Genomic DNA, 17,640 nt, shown 5'->3' on the forward strand with positions numbered 1-17,640 from the left:
CGTCCACTGTGCCGAGGCGGCGCCGCGTCGGCCACCCCTGTGGACAACGGACCGCGACGCGCTGTGGACAACCCCTACGGGGCCGGGCAGGGCTTCACCCGCACGAGTGAAGGCCCCGGCCCAAGAAGGGACCGGGGCCGGGGCCTCGGGTGGGGGCCCGGGGCCGGAGGCCGGAGGAAAGCCGTGCTCACCTCGAAGCCGAGACTCCCTCGAAGCCGAGACTCCCCCACCGAAGCCGAGACCCCATCGAAGCCGACCTTGACCTCACCCGGGATAGACGGGCGCCGCCCCCTCCTTGACCACCTTCTGCCACTGCGCCACGGACGACATCCGCACCAGCCCGTCCGCCTCCGAGTAGGCCACCAGCGGCAGCCGCTCGTCCTCGGACGCGGCGATGGAGCGCACGCCGGTGAGCGCGGCGGGCGCGGGGACGTCCGGCGTGGAGCCGTCGACCTGCACGTACCGCATGGTCTGCACACCGCCCTGCTCGCGTCCGGCGACCACGAGGCGGCTGTCGCCCGCCCAGGACATGGCCGTGACGTCCTCCATGTCGGGGGCCGCCGAGCGCAGTTCGAGCACCGCGACCGCGGACCGCCCATCCGCCTTGGCGTCCCGTTCGATCCGCCCGATGAGCAGGGACTTGGTGTGGTCCTTGTGCTCCACGAGCAGGGCGATGCGCACACCGTCGGCGGCCACCCGCACCGCGTCGACACGTCCGTCGAGACCGGGGACGGCCACCTCGACCGGCTGGCCGGTCCCCTGCTCCAGCACCATCAACCGCGGCCGGGCCGGATCGCGGTCGGCCACCCACAGGTCGCCGCGCGCGTCCCAGCTGGGGGGCGTCAGCCGGTCGTCCTCGGACTTGCCGTTGCTCCGCAGCACCGGCGTACCGAGCGCGCCGCCCTGCTCCAGCGGCCCGACGAACAGTTCCCTGCGGTCGTTGCTGACCCCGGCGGCGCTGCGCTCGTCCCACGCCACCGCCGCCGAACCGAGCCGCTGGGCGCCCTCGCCCAGGGCGCCCGGCACCGGTTCTACGTTCGTCCCGGAGCTGCCGCCGGGGATCCGCACCAGCCGGCGCTTGTCGTCGAGGAAGTACAGGTATTCGGGCCGCTTCACCGGCCCACGGGTGGCCACGGTGCGGGCCCGGTCCGCGCCGAGCGTGCACAGCGTGCTTCCGTCGGCGCGCTGCAACGCCACCGTCTCCACGGTCGGCGTGAGGTTCTGCACCGTGTACAGCACCTGCGCGGCCATCTCCCAGCAGCGTTCGCCGCCGACGCCGGACGCCTTGGCGTTCAGCGGCACGGTCAGCCGGTTCTGGTCGTCGGGCGCCAGCCCGGTGACGTCCTTGCGCAGCGCCGTCCCGGTCGGGAAGCTCGACCTGACCACCCGGTCCAGCCAGCGGGTCGGACCGGTGAGCACCGAGCGGACCACCTGGGTCATGGCGTCGACGCGCTGCCGTACGTACACCGGATCGGCCACGGCCGTGGCCGGTCGCCGGACGCCGCCCGGCGTGTTCGAGGCGAAGTAGTACTTGTTGACGGGCATGTAGTTGCGCTGGAAGTCCGAGCGGCCCATGAGGACCCCCTGCGGCGGCGTGTCGATGCGCCACTGTCCGGACTTCTTGTCACGCGTCAGGTGCACCGACTGGCTGTAGCGGCCGTCCAGCGGCGCGTACGACTGCTGCTCGTCCACCCGGGCCACCTTGCTGCCGGTGAGCGTGAACGCGTAGTCGCCGGTGTCCTCGTGCGCCGTGGCCCGGTCGACCTCGATGTCCCATCCGTCGGCGAGCACGGTCGTGGACGTCTCGGGCCGCCACTGCCGCGCGGCCGTCGTCGTCAGATACTGCCGGGCCGTCGCGTACTGCGGGTCGTCGCTGGTCAGCGCCTCAAGGAAACCCTGCACGATCTCGGACGGCGGTGCGTTGTCCCTGGGGGGCATGGCGAAGACCCGTACCTCGGTGTCCTGGCGCGGCGTGGACTCCACGTCCCGCAGGTCGCCGTTGTCGGGCATCGAGGCGCATCCCGCGAGCAGGACGACCCCCCAGGCGGCGCACACCAGCGCACGCATCCGCCGACGCCGCGCGCCCCCCTCGCGGTCAGCGCCCACGAAATGCCTCCCCTTGCTCCTTCGCGACCCCGGGCCCGGTCCCCTCCGGGCCCGGGGCCCCGCCCGCACGTTCTCCGGCCGGCCGCTCCACGGCGGACGCCTCCGCTTCCGGCGCGGTGCCCTGCCGCCGCGTGCCCGAGGCGGGCCGCGGCACCACGCGCGCGCCGTTGCCCGGCAGTGCGGTCGGGTCGGCGGTGGGTGCCGCCACGGGCGACCGGGCCGCTATCGGGTCCCGGCCTTGTCCCGCGCAGCGCTCCGCGGTCGGCTGGGCGGGAACGGTGGCCCGCTTCGCGGCGCGGCCCGCACCGGCCGCTTCGCGTCCGCTGTTGCGCCGCGAGTCCTTGGGCTCCAGCGGTATCGGCGAACCCCGCAGCGGCTCGTCCGCCGTCCGGGGCAGCGTCAGCCGGAACTGCGAACCGCCGCCCGGCTCGCCCCACGCCTGGAGCCAGCCGCCGTGCAGCCGGGCGTCCTCCAGGGCGATCGACAGCCCCAGACCCGTACCGCCGGTGGTACGCGCGCGTGCCGGGTCGGCCCGCCAGAAGCGGCTGAAGACGCGGGTCGCCTCGCCCGGCTTGAGTCCGACACCGTAGTCGCGCACCGCGACGGCGACCGCGCCGCCCGCGGCGCCCAGCCGGACGACGACGTCCCGCCCCTCGCCGTGTTCGACGGCGTTGACGACCAGATTGCGCAGGACGCGCTCCACCCGCCGGGCGTCGACCTCGGCCACGACGGGCTGCTGGTCGCCGGTGACGCGTATGCAGGTGCCCTTGCGGTCCGCGAGCGGCTCGGCGCCGCTGACCACCCGCCGCACCACCTCGCGCAGGTCGACCGGCTCCGCCTCCAGGGCCGCGGCGCCCGCGTCGAAGCGGCTGATCTCCAGCAGGTCGGCGAGCAGCGACTCGAACCGGTCCACCTGGTCGAGCAGCAGCTCCGCCGACCGCGCCGTGACCGGGTCGAAGTCCTCGCGCGCCTCATGGATGACGTCGGCGGCCATCCGTACAGTGGTCAGCGGCGTCCGCAGTTCGTGCGAGACGTCGGAGACGAACCGGCGCTGCATCCGGGACAGGTCCTCCAGCTGGTTGATCTTCAACTGGAGGTTCTGCGCCATCTTGTTGAACGCCTCACCCAGACGGGCGATGTCGTCCTCACCGGTGACCTTCATCCGCTCCTGGAGCCGCCCGGCCGACAGCCGCTCGGCGATCCCCGCGGCCATGCGCACCGGCGTCACCACCTGGCGCACCACGAGCCAGGCGATCGCGCCGAGCAGGACGACGACGAAGAGCCCGGCCGTCGCCAGCGTCCCCTTGACCAGGCTGAGCGACTTCTCCTCCTGGGTGAGCGGGAAGAGATAGTACAGCTGGTACGGGTCGCCGTTGGGGTCGTTGACCTGCTTGCCGATGACCAGGGCGGGCTGGGGCACCTTGTCGGCGTCCTTGTAGACGATGCGCGTGTAGCTCTGTGCGGCGGTCATGCTGCCGTTGATCCGGGCGCGCAGGTCCTCCGGGACGCTCACGGTCGGATCCACCTGGCCGGAGGCGCGCGGACCGCGTCCTCCGACGCTCTCCTCGCCCGCGGGCAGCGTCACCACGTCGAAGGCGCCCTGGCCGCCGCTGGAGAGCGAGGAGACCAGTTCGCTCATCCAGGAGATGACGTTCTGCGAGGCGTGCCCGTCAGCGGGCGTTCCGGCGGCGTCGTCCCCGGCGCCGCTCGCGGCCTCGTCGGCCCGCTGCTTGGCGACCGCGAACCCGCCCGTCGCCTGGCTCTGCGACGCCCTGACCTTGGCTTCGAGCAGTCCGTTGCGGACCTGGCCGATGACGACGAAGCCCAGCAGCAGCACGACGCCCAGCGACATCAGCAGGGTGGTGGCGACGACCTTGAGCTGGATGTTGCGCCGCCACAGGCGCATGACGGGCAGCAGCGGCCTGCGCACCCAGCGCAGCAGCAGCCGCAGCACCGGGCTGCCCTGCACACCGCCGTGCAGCAGCCCGCCCTCCAGGAGGCGTCCCCAGCGGGAACCCGCGCCCTTCCGGCCGACAGGCCGCTCCGCGCGGGTCCCGGTCCGTCCGGGCGCCGAAGCGGCACTGTCCCCGGACATGTCAGCTCGGTCCGGCCTTGTAGCCGACGCCACGGACGGTCACCACGATCTCGGGCTTCTCCGGGTCCTTCTCGACCTTGGAACGCAGCCGCTGGACATGGACGTTCACCAGGCGGGTGTCCGCCGCGTGACGGTAGCCCCACACCTGCTCCAGGAGCACCTCACGGGTGAACACCTGCCACGGCTTGCGGGCCAGCGCGACCAGCAGGTCGAACTCCAGCGGGGTCAGCGCGATCGACTGCCCGTCCCGCTTCACCGAGTGCCCGGCCACATCGATGAGCAGGTCACCGATGGCCAGCTGCTCGGGAGCGGGCTCCTCCGAACGGCGCAGCCGCGCCCGGATCCGGGCGACCAGCTCCTTCGGCTTGAACGGCTTGACGATGTAGTCGTCGGCCCCGGACTCCAGGCCCACGACGACATCGACGGTGTCGCTCTTGGCGGTCAGCATCACGATCGGCACGCCGGACTCGGCCCTGATCAGTCGGCAGACCTCGATGCCGTCCCGGCCGGGCAGCATCAGGTCGAGCAGCACCAGATCGGGCTTGGCGTCCCGGAAAGCGGCCAGCGCCTTGTCGCCGTCAGCCACGAACGACGGCTCGAAACCCTCACCACGCAGCACGATCCCGAGCATCTCGGCCAGTGCGGTGTCGTCGTCGACGACAAGGACTCGTCCCTTCATAAACGACATCATCCCATTCTCGTAACGGTGGCGAAGATCCAGGTGAGACAGCTCACTGGCCTGTGACGATAGTCGTACGGAGCCGTCACTGTCTGCCCACGCCCCGGGAACGGGCACCGCACGAGCCCCGGCCGGTGCCTCCTCCGCCCCGCCGCCTACCCTCTCCCGTGTTCCTCCGCCGCCCGCCGCGAGCGCGCGCACAGCTCGGCCAGTCCCTCGGCCGTCACCGGCGACAGGGCGCCCTGTTCGGTGACGATCGCGGTCACCAGCTCCGGCGGGGTCACGTCGAACGCGGGGTTGTACGCCTGCGTACCGAGCGGCGCGACCGGGATGCCGCCACCGGCGCCCGTCCCCGGGACCTGCGGTGCCGTCAGCTCCGTCACCTCGTGCCCCGGACGCTGCTCCACCTCGATGGACGCCCCGTCCGGGGTCCGCTCGTCCACCGTCGTCACCGGGGCGACCACGATGAACGGCACGTGGTGGTAGCGGGCGAGCACCGCCAGCGGATAGCTGCCCACCTTGTTCGCCACCGAGCCGTCCGCCGCGATGCGGTCCGCGCCGATCAGCACCGCGTCCACCTCACCGGCGGCGAACAGCGAGCCGGCCGCGTTGTCGGCGAGCAGCGTGTACGCCAGACCGTTGCGCGCCGCCTCGTACGCCGTCAGCCGCGCCCCCTGGAGCAGCGGCCGGGTCTCGTCCACCCACAGCCGGCGCATCCGGCCCGCCCGGTGCGCCGCCAGCGCCACCGCGAACGCCGTGCCCTCCCCGCCCGACACCAGCGACCCGGTGTTGCAGTGCGTGAGGATCCGGTGCCCACCGGCCGGCAGCAGTTCGTCGAGCAGCGCCAGGCCGTGCTCGGCCATGCGCGCGCTGGCCCGCGCGTCCTCCCGGTGCAGTTGCCGCGCCGCCGCCAGCGCCGCCGGAGCGGCCAGCAGCGGATCACCGGTCTCGGCCAGCGCGGTGTGATAGGCCGACCGTGCCCGGTGCACCCCCACCGAGAGGTTCACCGCGGTCGGCCGCGCTCCCGCGAGCGCGTCGGCGGCGTCGTCCACGTCGAAGCCGCGGGCGGCGGCGAGCGCGACGCCGTACGCCCCGGCGATGCCCAGCAGCGGCGCCCCGCGCACGGCGAGCGACCGGATCGCCTCCACCAGCGCGGGCGCGTCCGTGCACACCAGCTCGACCTCCTGGGCCGGCAGCCTCGTCTGGTCCAGGAGGACCAGGACGGGGCCCTCGGGCGGCTCCTCCCAGCGAAGGGCGGGAATTCCCGGCGGCCGGTTGTCCTCGCGAGCCTGCGCGTACTGATCAGCCATGCCGTCAGTGTTCCCCGTATCCCGCGGACAATGGAAGGCGTGCAGCGGCCACCGCGGCAGGTCACCCTGTCACCGCCCCATGACACGATGGCACCCCACCTGCCGCCGCGACCGCGGACGGGCACCGTGAAGGAGCGACGATGAACGACACTCCGGGCTGGGCCTCGCCCGGATCCGCCCCGTCCGACGGGCAGGAACCCGGCGCGTCCGGCCCTGCCGACGCCGCCGGCCGTCCCGACCCCTCGGCGCCGGCCCGGCCCGAGCGGCCCGCGGACCGGCCCGGAGCGCAGCCGCAGGACCCCGGCCCCAAGTGGTCCAAGGAGCAGCCTCCGGCCGGCCAGTGGTCCGCACCCACCGGAGGCCCCGCGGCCCCGGCACCCGGCCAGGCTCCGCCCCCGCCGCCCCCCGGCCCCGGCTGGGGCGCCCCGCCGCCCGCGGGCGGCTACGGATACGGCGGATACGGCACCCCCGGAGGCCCCGGGGGCTACGGCGGCCCAGGTGGCTACGGACCCGGTCCCGGCGGCTACGGCGCCTGGGGCGCCGGCTGGGGCGGACCGCCGCCCGCGGCCAAGCCCGGTGTGATCCCGCTGCGCCCGCTCGGCCTGGGCGAGATCCTCGACGGCGCCGTGTCCACGATGCGCGCCCACTGGCGGGCCGTGCTCGGCATCGCGCTGGCCATCGCGGTCGTCACCGAGATCGTCGTCATCCTGGTGCAGCGTCTGGCGCTGAACGGCGTCATCGGCAACGACGCGCTCAAGGACCCGGACGCCACGCCCCGCGAAGTGCTCCGGGCCACGGGCGACAGCCTCCTCGGCTCCGGCATCATCTTCCTGGTCGGCGTCATCGGCGCCGTCCTCGCCACCGGCCTGCTCACCACGGTCACCAGCCGCGCGGTGCTCGGCCGGTCCGTCACCCTGCGCGAGGCCTGGCGCGACGCCGCTCCCCAACTGCCCAGGCTGCTCGGTCTGCTCCTCGTGCTGCTGGTCATCTGCCTCGGCGTCTTCGCCGTGGGCCTGGTACCCGGCCTCATCGTCGCCGCGACCGGGTCCCCCGTCGGAGGCACCGCGATCGCCGTCCTCGGTGCGCTGGGCGCCGGTGTGGTCGCCATCTGGCTCGCGGTCCGCTTCTCCCTCGCCCCGCCCGCGCTGATGCTGGAGAAGCAGGGCGTCAAGAAGGCGATGAGCCGCTCCGTCAAGCTGGTCAACGGCTCCTGGTGGCGGATCTTCGGCATCCAGCTCCTGACCGCGCTGATCGTCGGCATCATCTCGGCGATCATCGTCATCCCCTTCAGCCTGATCGCCTCCGCCTTCAGCGACGGCGGGTTCTCCGGCCTCCTGGACGGCAGCACCCAGCTCAGCTGGACGTACCTGGTCATCACCGGAATCGGCACGGTGATCGGCTCCATGATCAAACTCCCGATCACGGCCGGTGTCACCGTGCTCCTCTACGTCGACCAGCGCATCCGCCGCGAAGCCCTCGACCTGGAACTGGCCCGCGCCGCAGGCGTCCAGGGCCACGGCACCGACGCACCCGCCTCCGGAAGCTGATGCCGTGAGCCTGCCGGGGGGAGTTCTCACAGCGCCGCCCGCGCCCGCGCGCGCGGCGGACCACGCCGACGGGATCCTGCGGTCCCTGCCGCGCACCGGGCGCACGCTCGTCCTGGCGCAGCCGGGCCCCGGCGGCACACCACCGGTGACCCTCCCGCGCGACCCCGCGCGGGAGGCCGCCCGCCGCGAACTGTCCAAGCGCGTGTACCACGAGAACGACCCCGGCCTGTTCCAACGCGCCCTCGACCACTTCTGGGACTGGGTCGGCAGACTCTTCGACTCCGCCTCGACGGCCACCCCCGGCGGCACGGCCGGACTCGTCGTGATCGTCCTTGCCGTCCTCGCCGTACTGGGCGCCCTGTGGTGGCGCCTGGGCACACCGCACCGCGCACCCGCCTCCGCCCCCGCCCTGTTCGACGACCGTCCCCGCAGCGCCGCCGAACACCGCGCCGCCGCCGAGGCGCACGCCGCCCAGGGCCACTGGAACCCCGCCGTCCAGGAACGCATGCGCGCCCTCGTCCGCTCCCTGGAGGAACGCGCCCTTCTCGACACCCGCCCCGGCCGCACCGCCGACGAGGCCGCGGCCGAGGCAGGCCGCGCCCTGCCCGCCCACGCCGACCGGCTGCACACCGCCGCCCGCGACTTCGACGACGTCACATACGGCGGCCGCCGCGCCACCGAGCAGACGTACCGCCACATCGCCGTACTCGACCGCGACCTGGAGCACACCCGGCCCCAGCCAGCCGCGAGCACGACGAGCACGGCGGACACCACCCAGCGGGGAGCCGCCGGATGACCACCGAGGCCACCACCGCGGCCCCGCCCCCGGCCACCTCGACCTCGCCCACCGCCCGGCAGACCTGGACCCGCGCGCGCGGCATCCTGCTCGCGCTGCTGATCCTGCTCGCCGCGGGCCTCGTCCTGGCCGCACTGCGCTCCGGCGACCGGCACGGCCGCCTCGACCCGCGCTCCGCCGACCCGCACGGCAGCCGCGCCGTCGCCGCTCTCCTCGCCGACCGGCACGTCAGCAGCCGCGTCGTCACCGGCCTCGACGAGGCACGCGCCGCGGCCGGACCCGACACCACCCTGCTCGTCGCCGTCCCCGACCTGCTGACGCGGGACCAGCAGTCCCGGCTGCGCGCCGCCACCGCAGGCACCGGCGGACGCACCGTCCTCGTCGCCCCCGGCACTCCCTCCCTCGACCGCCTGGCCCCCGGCGTCACCGTCGATACCGCGCCCGGCTTCGACACCGTGCTCGCACCCGGCTGCGCCCTGCCCGCCGCCCGCCGCGCCGGACCCGCCGAACTCGGCGACGGCATCCGCTACTCGACCACCGTGCGCGCCGACTCCTGCTACCCGAGCGACGGGCTGCCCACCCTGCTGCGCATCCCGCAGGCCGCGCACGGCGACACCGTCGTCCTCGGCGCGCCCGACATCCTCTTCAACAACCGCCTCGACCAGCAGGGCAACGCCTCGCTCGCCCTCCAACTCCTCGGCTCGCGCCCCCATCTCGTCTGGTACCTCCCCTCGCTCGACGACGCCTCCGCCCCCGACAGCGGCGAGCGCGGCTTCTTCGACCTGCTGCCCTCCGGCTGGCTCTGGGGCACCCTCCAGCTCTTCATCGCCGCCGCACTGGCGGCCCTGTGGCGGGCACGCCGCTTCGGCCCGCTCGTGCCCGAGGAACTCCCCGTCGCGATCCGCGCCTCCGAAACCACCGAGGGCCGCGCCCGCCTCTACCGCAAGGTGAACGCCCGCGACCGCGCCGCCACCGCTCTTCGCTCCGCCACCCGCACCCGCCTCGCTCCCCTCGTCGGCATCCCCACCACCCAGGCGCACACGCCCGAGGCACTTCTCCCCGCCCTGTCCGTCCGCCTGGACGGCGACGCACAGCCCCTGCACGACCTGCTCTTCGGCCCGCCGCCCGGCGACGACGCGGCCCTCGTCTCCCTCGCCGACCGACTCGACGCCCTCGAAAGAGAGGTACGCCGTCCATGATGGACCCGACCACTGACAACGCCGGGCACACCGGGGACGCGACCGCCGCCCGGTCCTCCCTGGAGGCCCTGCGCGCCGAGATCGCCAAGGCCGTGGTCGGCCAGGACCCCGCCGTGACCGGTCTCGTCGTCGCCCTGCTCTGCCGCGGCCACGTCCTGCTCGAAGGCGTCCCCGGAGTCGCCAAGACCCTCCTCGTGCGCACCCTCGCCGCCGCACTCGAACTCGACACCAAACGCGTCCAGTTCACCCCCGACCTGATGCCCAGCGACGTCACCGGCTCCCTCGTCTACGACGCCCGCACCACCCGGTTCTCCTTCCAGCCCGGCCCGGTCTTCACGAACCTCCTCCTCGCCGACGAGATCAACCGCACCCCGCCGAAGACCCAGTCCTCGCTGCTGGAGGCCATGGAGGAACGCCAGGTCACCGTCGACGGCACACCGCGCCCGCTCCCGGACCCCTTCCTGGTCATCGCCACCCAGAACCCGGTCGAGTACGAGGGCACCTACCCGCTGCCCGAGGCCCAGCTGGACCGCTTCCTGCTCAAGCTGACCATCCCCCTGCCCTCCCGGGACGACGAGATCGACGTCCTCACCCGGCACGCCGCCGGCTTCGACCCGCGCGACCTGCGCGCCGCCGGCGTACGCCCCGTAGCGGGCCCCGCCGACCTGCAAGCCGCCCGCACCGCGATCGCCGCGACCACCGTCTCCCCCGAGATCGCCGCCTACGTCGTTGACATCTGCCGCGCCACCCGCGCATCCCCGTCCCTCTCCCTGGGCGTCTCCCCGCGCGGCGCCACCGCTCTGCTGTCCACCGCACGCGCCTGGGCCTGGCTGACCGGCCGCGACTACGTCATCCCCGACGACGTCAAAGCCCTCGCCCTGCCCACGCTGCGCCACCGCGTACAGCTGCGCCCGGAAGCGGAGATGGAAGGCGTCACCGCCGACTCGGTGATCACCGCTGTCCTCACCCACGTCCCGGTCCCCCGCTGATGGCCCTCACCGGACGCGCCGCACTCCTCGCGGCCCTCGGTTCCGTTCCCGTCGGCCTCTGGGACGCCGGCTGGACCGGAGTCCTCGCCGTCAACGCGCCCCTGGCCGTCGCCTGCGCCTGCGACTACGCCCTGGCCGCGCCCGTACGCGGCCTCGGCCTGACCCGCTCCGGCGACACCTCCGTACGTCTGGGCGACACCGCCGACGTCACGCTCACCGTCACCAACCCGTCCGGCCGCCCCCTGCGGGCCCGGATCCGCGACGCCTGGCCGCCCAGCAGCTGGCAGCCCGGCACGGAGACCGATGCCTCCCGCCACCACCTGACCGTCCCCGCCGGCGAACGCCGTCGGCTGACGACGCGGCTGCGCCCCACCCGCCGCGGCGACCGCCGGGCCGACCGTGTCACCGTCCGCTCCTACGGCCCGCTCGGCCTCTTCTCCCACCAGGGCACCCACCAGGTCCCCTGGACGGTACGGGTCCTCCCTCCGTTCACCAGCCGCAAGCACCTGCCGTCCAAACTGGCGCGGCTCCGCGAACTCGACGGCCGCACCAGCGTCCTCACCCGCGGAGAGGGCACCGAGTTCGACAGCCTGCGCGACTACGTGCCCGGCGACGACACCCGCTCCATCGACTGGCGCGCCACCGCCCGACAGTCCGCGGTCGCCGTCCGGACCTGGCGTCCCGAACGCGACCGCCACATCCTGCTCGTCCTCGACACCGGCCGCACCTCGGCCGGCCGGGTCGCGGACGCGCCCCGCCTGGACGCCGCCATGGACGCCGCCCTGCTCCTGGCCGCCCTCGCCTCCCGGGCCGGAGACCGCGTCGACCTCCTCGCCTACGACCGCCGGGTGCGGGCCCTCGTCCAGGGCCGCGCCGCGGGAATGCTGCTGCCGTCCCTGGTCAACGCCATGGCGACGCTGGAAGCGGAACTCGTCGAGACGGACGCCCGGGGCCTCGCGGCGACCGCACTGCGCACGGCGCCCCGCCGCTCCCTGATCGTCCTGCTCACCAGCCTGGACCCGGCCCCCGTGGAAGAGGGCCTGCTCCCGGTCCTCCCTCAGCTCACGCAACGGCACACCGTACTGGTCGCCTCGGTCGCGGACCCGTACGTAGCCCGCATGGCCACTGCCCGGGGCAGCACGGGCGCGGTGTACGAAGCCGCTGCGGCGGCCCAGGCCCAGGGCGAACGCCAGCGCACCGCGGAACAACTGCGCCGCCAGGGAGTCACCGTCGTCGACGCGACTCCGGACAACCTGGCTCCCGCACTCGCGGACGCCTACCTGGCATTGAAGGCAGCAGGCCGGCTCTGAAGCACTGCCCCTTCCGTCCCAGAGACGGAAAGGGGCCGGGAAGGTGTCAGAAGAGGGACATCACGAAAAGCCCCTGAACGCAGAAAAACCCCGCACCGTGAGGTGCGGGGTCTTCCCTAAAAATTGTTCGGCGGTGTCCTACTCTCCCACAGGGTCCCCCCTGCAGTACCATCGGCGCTGTAAGGCTTAGCTTCCGGGTTCGGAATGTAACCGGGCGTTTCCCTCACGCTATGACCACCGAAACACTATGAAACAATCAACCGCACCATGTGTGGCACATGGGGTTGTTCGTGGTTTCAGAACCAACACAGTGGACGCGAGCAACTGAGGACAAGCCCTCGGCCTATTAGTACCGGTCACCTCCACACGTTACCGTGCTTCCAGATCCGGCCTATCAACCCAGTCGTCTACTGGGAGCCTTACCCCATCAAGTGGGTGGGAGCCCTCATCTCGAAGCAGGCTTCCCGCTTAGATGCTTTCAGCGGTTATCCCTCCCGAACGTAGCCAACCAGCCATGCCCTTGGCAGAACAACTGGCACACCAGAGGTTCGTCCGTCCCGGTCCTCTCGTACTAGGGACAGCCCTTCTCAAGACTCCTACGCGCACAGCGGATAGGGACCGAACTGTCTCACGACGTTCTAAACCCAGCTCGCGTACCGCTTTAATGGGCGAACAGCCCAACCCTTGGGACCGACTCCAGCCCCAGGATGCGACGAGCCGACATCGAGGTGCCAAACCATCCCGTCGATATGGACTCTTGGGGAAGATCAGCCTGTTATCCCCCCCGGGTACCTTTTATCCGTTGAGCGACGGCGCTTCCACAAGCCACCGCCGGATCACTAGTCCCGACTTTCGTCCCTGCTCGACCCGTCGGTCTCACAGTCAAGCTCCCTTGTGCACTTACACTCAACACCTGATTACCAACCAGGCTGAGGGAACCTTTGGGCGCCTCCGTTACCCTTTAGGAGGCAACCGCCCCAGTTAAACTACCCATCAGACACTGTCCCTGATCCGGATCACGGACCCAGGTTAGACATCCAGCACGACCAGACTGGTATTTCAACGACGACTCCACACACACTGGCGTGCACGCTTCAAAGTCTCCCAGCTATCCTACACAAGCCGAACCGAACACCAATATCAAACTGTAGTAAAGGTCCCGGGGTCTTTCCGTCCTGCTGCGCGAAACGAGCATCTTTACTCGTAGTGCAATTTCACCGGGCCTATGGTTGAGACAGTCGAGAAGTCGTTACGCCATTCGTGCAGGTCGGAACTTACCCGACAAGGAATTTCGCTACCTTAGGATGGTTATAGTTACCACCGCCGTTTACTGGCGCTTAAGTTCTCAGCTTCGCCCCACCGAAATGGAGCTAACCGGTCCCCTTAACGTTCCAGCACCGGGCAGGCGTCAGTCCGTATACATCGCCTTACGGCTTCGCACGGACCTGTGTTTTTAGTAAACAGTCGCTTCTCGCTGGTCTCTGCGGCCACCCCCAGCTCAGACCGTAAAGATCCTCACCAGATGTGGCCCCCCTTCTCCCGAAGTTACGGGGGCATTTTGCCGAGTTCCTTAACCATAGTTCACCCGAACGCCTCGGTATTCTCTACCTGACCACCTGAGTCGGTTTAGGGTACGGGCCGCCATGAAACTCGCTAGAGGCTTTTCTCGACAGCATAGGATCATCCACTTCACCACAATCGGCTCGGCATCAGGTCTCAACCTGCAAGAGCGGCGGATTTACCTACCACTCGGGCTACACCCTTACCCCGGGACAACCACCGCCCGGGATGGACTACCTTCCTGCGTCACCCCATCACTCACCTACTAACCGCTCGGTTCAGCGGCTCCACCACTCCCCTCAACTCCGAAGAGATCAGGGCGGCTTCACGGCCTTAGCATCACGATGCTCGATGTTTGACGCTTCACAGCGGGTACCGGAATATCAACCGGTTATCCATCGACTACGCCTGTCGGCCTCGCCTTAGGTCCCGACTTACCCTGGGCAGATCAGCTTGACCCAGGAACCCTTAGTCAATCGGCGCACACGTTTCTCACGTGTGAATCGCTACTCATGCCTGCATTCTCACTCGTCAACCGTCCACGACTACCTTCCAGTGCCGCTTCACCCGGCAGACGACGCTCCCCTACCCACACACCCGTTGGGCGTACATGCTGCAATGACACGACTTCGGCGGTACGCTTGAGCCCCGCTACATTGTCGGCGCGGAATCACTAGACCAGTGAGCTATTACGCACTCTTTCAAGGGTGGCTGCTTCTAAGCCAACCTCCTGGTTGTCTCTGCGACTCCACATCCTTTCCCACTTAGCGTACGCTTAGGGGCCTTAGTCGATGCTCTGGGCTGTTTCCCTCTCGACCATGGAGCTTATCCCCCACAGTCTCACTGCCGCGCTCTCACTTACCGGCATTCGGAGTTTGGCTAAGGTCAGTAACCCGGTAGGGCCCATCGCCTATCCAGTGCTCTACCTCCGGCAAGAAACACACGACGCTGCACCTAAATGCATTTCGGGGAGAACCAGCTATCACGGAGTTTGATTGGCCTTTCACCCCTAACCACAGGTCATCCCCCAGGTTTTCAACCCTGGTGGGTTCGGTCCTCCACGAAGTCTTACCTCCGCTTCAACCTGCCCATGGCTAGATCACTCCGCTTCGGGTCTTGAGCGTGCTACTCCACCGCCCTGTTAGGACTCGCTTTCGCTACGGCTACCCCACAACGGGTTAACCTCGCAACACACCGCAAACTCGCAGGCTCATTCTTCAAAAGGCACGCAGTCACGAGATACAGCAAGCTGCATCCGACGCTCCACGGCTTGTAGGCACACGGTTTCAGGTACTATTTCACTCCCCTCCCGGGGTACTTTTCACCATTCCCTCACGGTACTATCCGCTATCGGTCACCAGGGAATATTTAGGCTTAGCGGGTGGTCCCGCCAGATTCACACGGGATTTCTCGGGCCCCGTGCTACTTGGGTGTCTCTCAAACGAGCCGCTAATGTTTCGACTACGGGGGTCTTACCCTCTACGCCGGACCTTTCGCATGTCCTTCGCCTACATCAACGGTTTCTCACTCGTCCCACGGCCGGCAGACCGTAGAAGAGAGATCCCACAACCCCGCATACGCAACCCCTGCCGGGTCTCACACGCATACGGTTTGGCCTCATCCGGTTTCGCTCGCCACTACTCCCGGAATCACGGTTGTTTTCTCTTCCTGCGGGTACTGAGATGTTTCACTTCCCCGCGTTCCCTCCACACTGCCTATGTGTTCAGCAGCGGGTGACAGCCCATGACGACTGCCGGGTTTCCCCATTCGGAAACCCCCGGATCAAAGCCTGGTTGACGACTCCCCGGGGACTATCGTGGCCTCCCACGTCCTTCATCGGTTCCTGGTGCCAAGGCATCCACCGTGCGCCCTTAAAAACTTGGCCACAGATGCTCGCGTCCACTGTGCAGTTCTCAAACAACGACCAACCACCCATCACCCCGGGACAACATCCCGAGTGCACTGGGGCCGGCAACCCGAAGGACGAGCAACGCTCGCACCCTCAGACACCCAACAGCGTGCCCGACACAGACTCACCCTCGAACCCACGTTCCACGCCGAAGCAGTACTAGTGATCCTCAGAACCATCCGTGCCGAGTAGTCAACGTTCCACCCATGAGCTGACCACCGTCGATCATTCGCCGACGTAGTGGCTCTGACTGCCTTACGGCAGTTAGATGCTCCTTAGAAAGGAGGTGATCCAGCCGCACCTTCCGGTACGGCTACCTTGTTACGACTTCGTCCCAATCGCCAGTCCCACCTTCGACAGCTCCCTCCCACAAGGGGTTGGGCCACCGGCTTCGGGTGTTACCGACTTTCGTGACGTGACGGGCGGTGTGTACAAGGCCCGGGAACGTATTCACCGCAGCAATGCTGATCTGCGATTACTAGCGACTCCGACTTCATGGGGTCGAGTTGCAGACCCCAATCCGAACTGAGACCGGCTTTTTGAGATTCGCTCCACCTCACGGTATCGCAGCTCATTGTACCGGCCATTGTAGCACGTGTGCAGCCCAAGACATAAGGGGCATGATGACTTGACGTCGTCCCCACCTTCCTCCGAGTTGACCCCGGCGGTCTCCCGTGAGTCCCCAGCACCACAAGGGCCTGCTGGCAACACGGGACAAGGGTTGCGCTCGTTGCGGGACTTAACCCAACATCTCACGACACGAGCTGACGACAGCCATGCACCACCTGTACACCGACCACAAGGGGGACCCTGTCTCCAGAGTTTTCCGGTGTATGTCAAGCCTTGGTAAGGTTCTTCGCGTTGCGTCGAATTAAGCCACATGCTCCGCCGCTTGTGCGGGCCCCCGTCAATTCCTTTGAGTTTTAGCCTTGCGGCCGTACTCCCCAGGCGGGGCACTTAATGCGTTAGCTGCGGCACGGACGACGTGGAATGTCGCCCACACCTAGTGCCCACCGTTTACGGCGTGGACTACCAGGGTATCTAATCCTGTTCGCTCCCCACGCTTTCGCTCCTCAGCGTCAGTATCGGCCCAGAGATCCGCCTTCGCCACCGGTGTTCCTCCTGATATCTGCGCATTTCACCGCTACACCAGGAATTCCGATCTCCCCTACCGAACTCTAGCCTGCCCGTATCGACTGCAGACCCGGGGTTAAGCCCCGGGCTTTCACAACCGACGTGACAAGCCGCCTACGAGCTCTTTACGCCCAATAATTCCGGACAACGCTTGCGCCCTACGTATTACCGCGGCTGCTGGCACGTAGTTAGCCGGCGCTTCTTCTGCAGGTACCGTCACTCTCGCTTCTTCCCTGCTGAAAGAGGTTTACAACCCGAAGGCCGTCATCCCTCACGCGGCGTCGCTGCATCAGGCTTTCGCCCATTGTGCAATATTCCCCACTGCTGCCTCCCGTAGGAGTCTGGGCCGTGTCTCAGTCCCAGTGTGGCCGGTCGCCCTCTCAGGCCGGCTACCCGTCGTCGCCTTGGTGAGCCACTACCTCACCAACAAGCTGATAGGCCGCGGGCTCATCCTGCACCGCCGGAGCTTTACAGTCCCCAAGATGCCTTGGAGACTCGTATCCGGTATTAGACCCCGTTTCCAGGGCTTGTCCCAGAGTGCAGGGCAGATTGCCCACGTGTTACTCACCCGTTCGCCACTAATCCCCACCGAAGTGGTTCATCGTTCGACTTGCATGTGTTAAGCACGCCGCCAGCGTTCGTCCTGAGCCAGGATCAAACTCTCCGTGAATGCTTCCCCGTAATCGGGGCGACACCACGAGAGCGGAACCAAGAGGAAGGAATGTTCCCCCGGTTCACAGCGTCCTCGCTGTGTTTTCTTCAAAGGAACCTCGTCCCGACCATGACGGCCGGAGACGGGGCATCAACATATCTGGCGTTGACTTTTGGCACGCTGTTGAGTTCTCAAGGAACGGACGCTTCCTTTGTACTCACCCTCTCGGGCTTTCCTCCGGGCGCTTCCCTTCGGTCTTGCGTTTCCGACTCTATCAGATCCTTTTCCGATCCGATTTCCTCGGTGCTTTCCAGGTTCCCGCTTCCGCGTTTCCCTTTCCGGCGGATCCGACTT

General features: G+C 68.9%; 9 protein-coding genes and 3 rRNA genes. 5 read left to right on the top strand and 7 right to left on the bottom strand.

What is annotated here, in order from left to right:
* Window positions 1-264 precede the first annotated feature (264 nt).
* From R4Z62_RS12520 to mtnA, 4 genes are all read right to left on the bottom strand, one after another.
* Window positions 265-2,106: an LpqB family beta-propeller domain-containing protein gene (locus R4Z62_RS12520; protein ID WP_382849799.1), complete on the bottom strand. Its 1,842-nt coding sequence runs from the start codon at window positions 2,104-2,106 to the stop codon at window positions 265-267.
* On the bottom strand, window positions 2,096-4,201 hold the full coding sequence (gene mtrB, locus R4Z62_RS12525; protein WP_491519840.1) for an MtrAB system histidine kinase MtrB: 2,106 nt from the start codon (window positions 4,199-4,201) through the stop codon (window positions 2,096-2,098). The genes R4Z62_RS12520 and mtrB overlap by 11 nt, the downstream gene beginning before the upstream one ends.
* A 1-nt stretch (window position 4,202) precedes the next feature.
* Window positions 4,203-4,892, bottom strand: coding sequence for a two-component system response regulator MtrA (gene mtrA, locus R4Z62_RS12530; protein ID WP_216826769.1), 690 nt, complete (start codon window positions 4,890-4,892; stop codon window positions 4,203-4,205).
* 143 nt (window positions 4,893-5,035) lie between these two features.
* Window positions 5,036-6,190, bottom strand: coding sequence for an S-methyl-5-thioribose-1-phosphate isomerase (gene mtnA, locus R4Z62_RS12535; RefSeq protein WP_385504505.1), 1,155 nt, complete (start codon window positions 6,188-6,190; stop codon window positions 5,036-5,038).
* Between the two features lie 140 nt (window positions 6,191-6,330).
* On the opposite strand from mtnA, the gene R4Z62_RS12540 reads away from it, so the two are divergent.
* The 5 genes from R4Z62_RS12540 to R4Z62_RS12560 are packed head-to-tail and all read left to right on the top strand — an operon-like array spanning window position 6,331 to window position 12,031.
* Entirely contained in the window at window positions 6,331-7,737 is a 1,407-nt protein-coding gene (locus R4Z62_RS12540) for a glycerophosphoryl diester phosphodiesterase membrane domain-containing protein (RefSeq protein ID WP_491519841.1), read from the top strand.
* A 4-nt stretch (window positions 7,738-7,741) separates the two neighbouring features.
* Entirely contained in the window at window positions 7,742-8,533 is a 792-nt protein-coding gene (locus tag R4Z62_RS12545; protein WP_491519842.1) for a DUF4129 domain-containing protein, read from the top strand.
* Complete coding sequence (locus R4Z62_RS12550) at window positions 8,530-9,732, top strand: DUF4350 domain-containing protein (RefSeq protein ID WP_491519843.1); 1,203 nt, start codon at window positions 8,530-8,532, stop codon at window positions 9,730-9,732. The genes R4Z62_RS12545 and R4Z62_RS12550 overlap by 4 nt, the downstream gene beginning before the upstream one ends.
* Complete coding sequence (locus R4Z62_RS12555; protein ID WP_382849811.1) at window positions 9,732-10,721, top strand: AAA family ATPase; 990 nt, start codon at window positions 9,732-9,734, stop codon at window positions 10,719-10,721. The genes R4Z62_RS12550 and R4Z62_RS12555 overlap by 1 nt, the downstream gene beginning before the upstream one ends.
* On the top strand, window positions 10,721-12,031 hold the full coding sequence (locus tag R4Z62_RS12560; protein ID WP_491519844.1) for a DUF58 domain-containing protein: 1,311 nt from the start codon (window positions 10,721-10,723) through the stop codon (window positions 12,029-12,031). The genes R4Z62_RS12555 and R4Z62_RS12560 overlap by 1 nt, the downstream gene beginning before the upstream one ends.
* A 125-nt stretch (window positions 12,032-12,156) precedes the next feature.
* Here R4Z62_RS12560 and rrf read toward each other — a convergent pair.
* The 3 genes from rrf to R4Z62_RS12575 form a co-directional block, all read right to left on the bottom strand.
* A 5S ribosomal RNA gene (gene rrf / locus R4Z62_RS12565) occupies window positions 12,157-12,273 on the bottom strand.
* 84 nt (window positions 12,274-12,357) lie between these two features.
* Window positions 12,358-15,476 (bottom strand): 23S ribosomal RNA (locus R4Z62_RS12570).
* Window positions 15,477-15,779: 303 nt separating this feature from the next.
* Window positions 15,780-17,304, bottom strand: a 16S ribosomal RNA gene (locus R4Z62_RS12575).
* The 16S, 23S and 5S rRNA genes sit together here, the layout of an rRNA operon.
* Window positions 17,305-17,640: the final 336 nt, after the last annotated feature.

The sequence above is a fragment of the Streptomyces sp. PL-25 genome (assembly GCF_058344915.1).

Bases quoted from the DNA above. Each gene is read 5' to 3' on its own strand.
- mtrB (WP_491519840.1), bottom strand. From the start codon at position 4,201: ATGTCCGGGGACAGTGCCGCTTCGGCGCCCGGACGGACCGGGACCCGC.
- mtrA (WP_216826769.1), bottom strand. From the start codon at position 4,892: ATGATGTCGTTTATGAAGGGACGAGTCCTTGTCGTCGACGACGACACC.
- mtnA (WP_385504505.1), bottom strand. From the start codon at position 6,190: ATGGCTGATCAGTACGCGCAGGCTCGCGAGGACAACCGGCCGCCGGGA.
- R4Z62_RS12540 (WP_491519841.1), top strand. From the start codon at position 6,331: ATGAACGACACTCCGGGCTGGGCCTCGCCCGGATCCGCCCCGTCCGAC.
- R4Z62_RS12550 (WP_491519843.1), top strand. From the start codon at position 8,530: ATGACCACCGAGGCCACCACCGCGGCCCCGCCCCCGGCCACCTCGACC.
- R4Z62_RS12555 (WP_382849811.1), top strand. From the start codon at position 9,732: ATGGACCCGACCACTGACAACGCCGGGCACACCGGGGACGCGACCGCC.
- R4Z62_RS12560 (WP_491519844.1), top strand. From the start codon at position 10,721: ATGGCCCTCACCGGACGCGCCGCACTCCTCGCGGCCCTCGGTTCCGTT.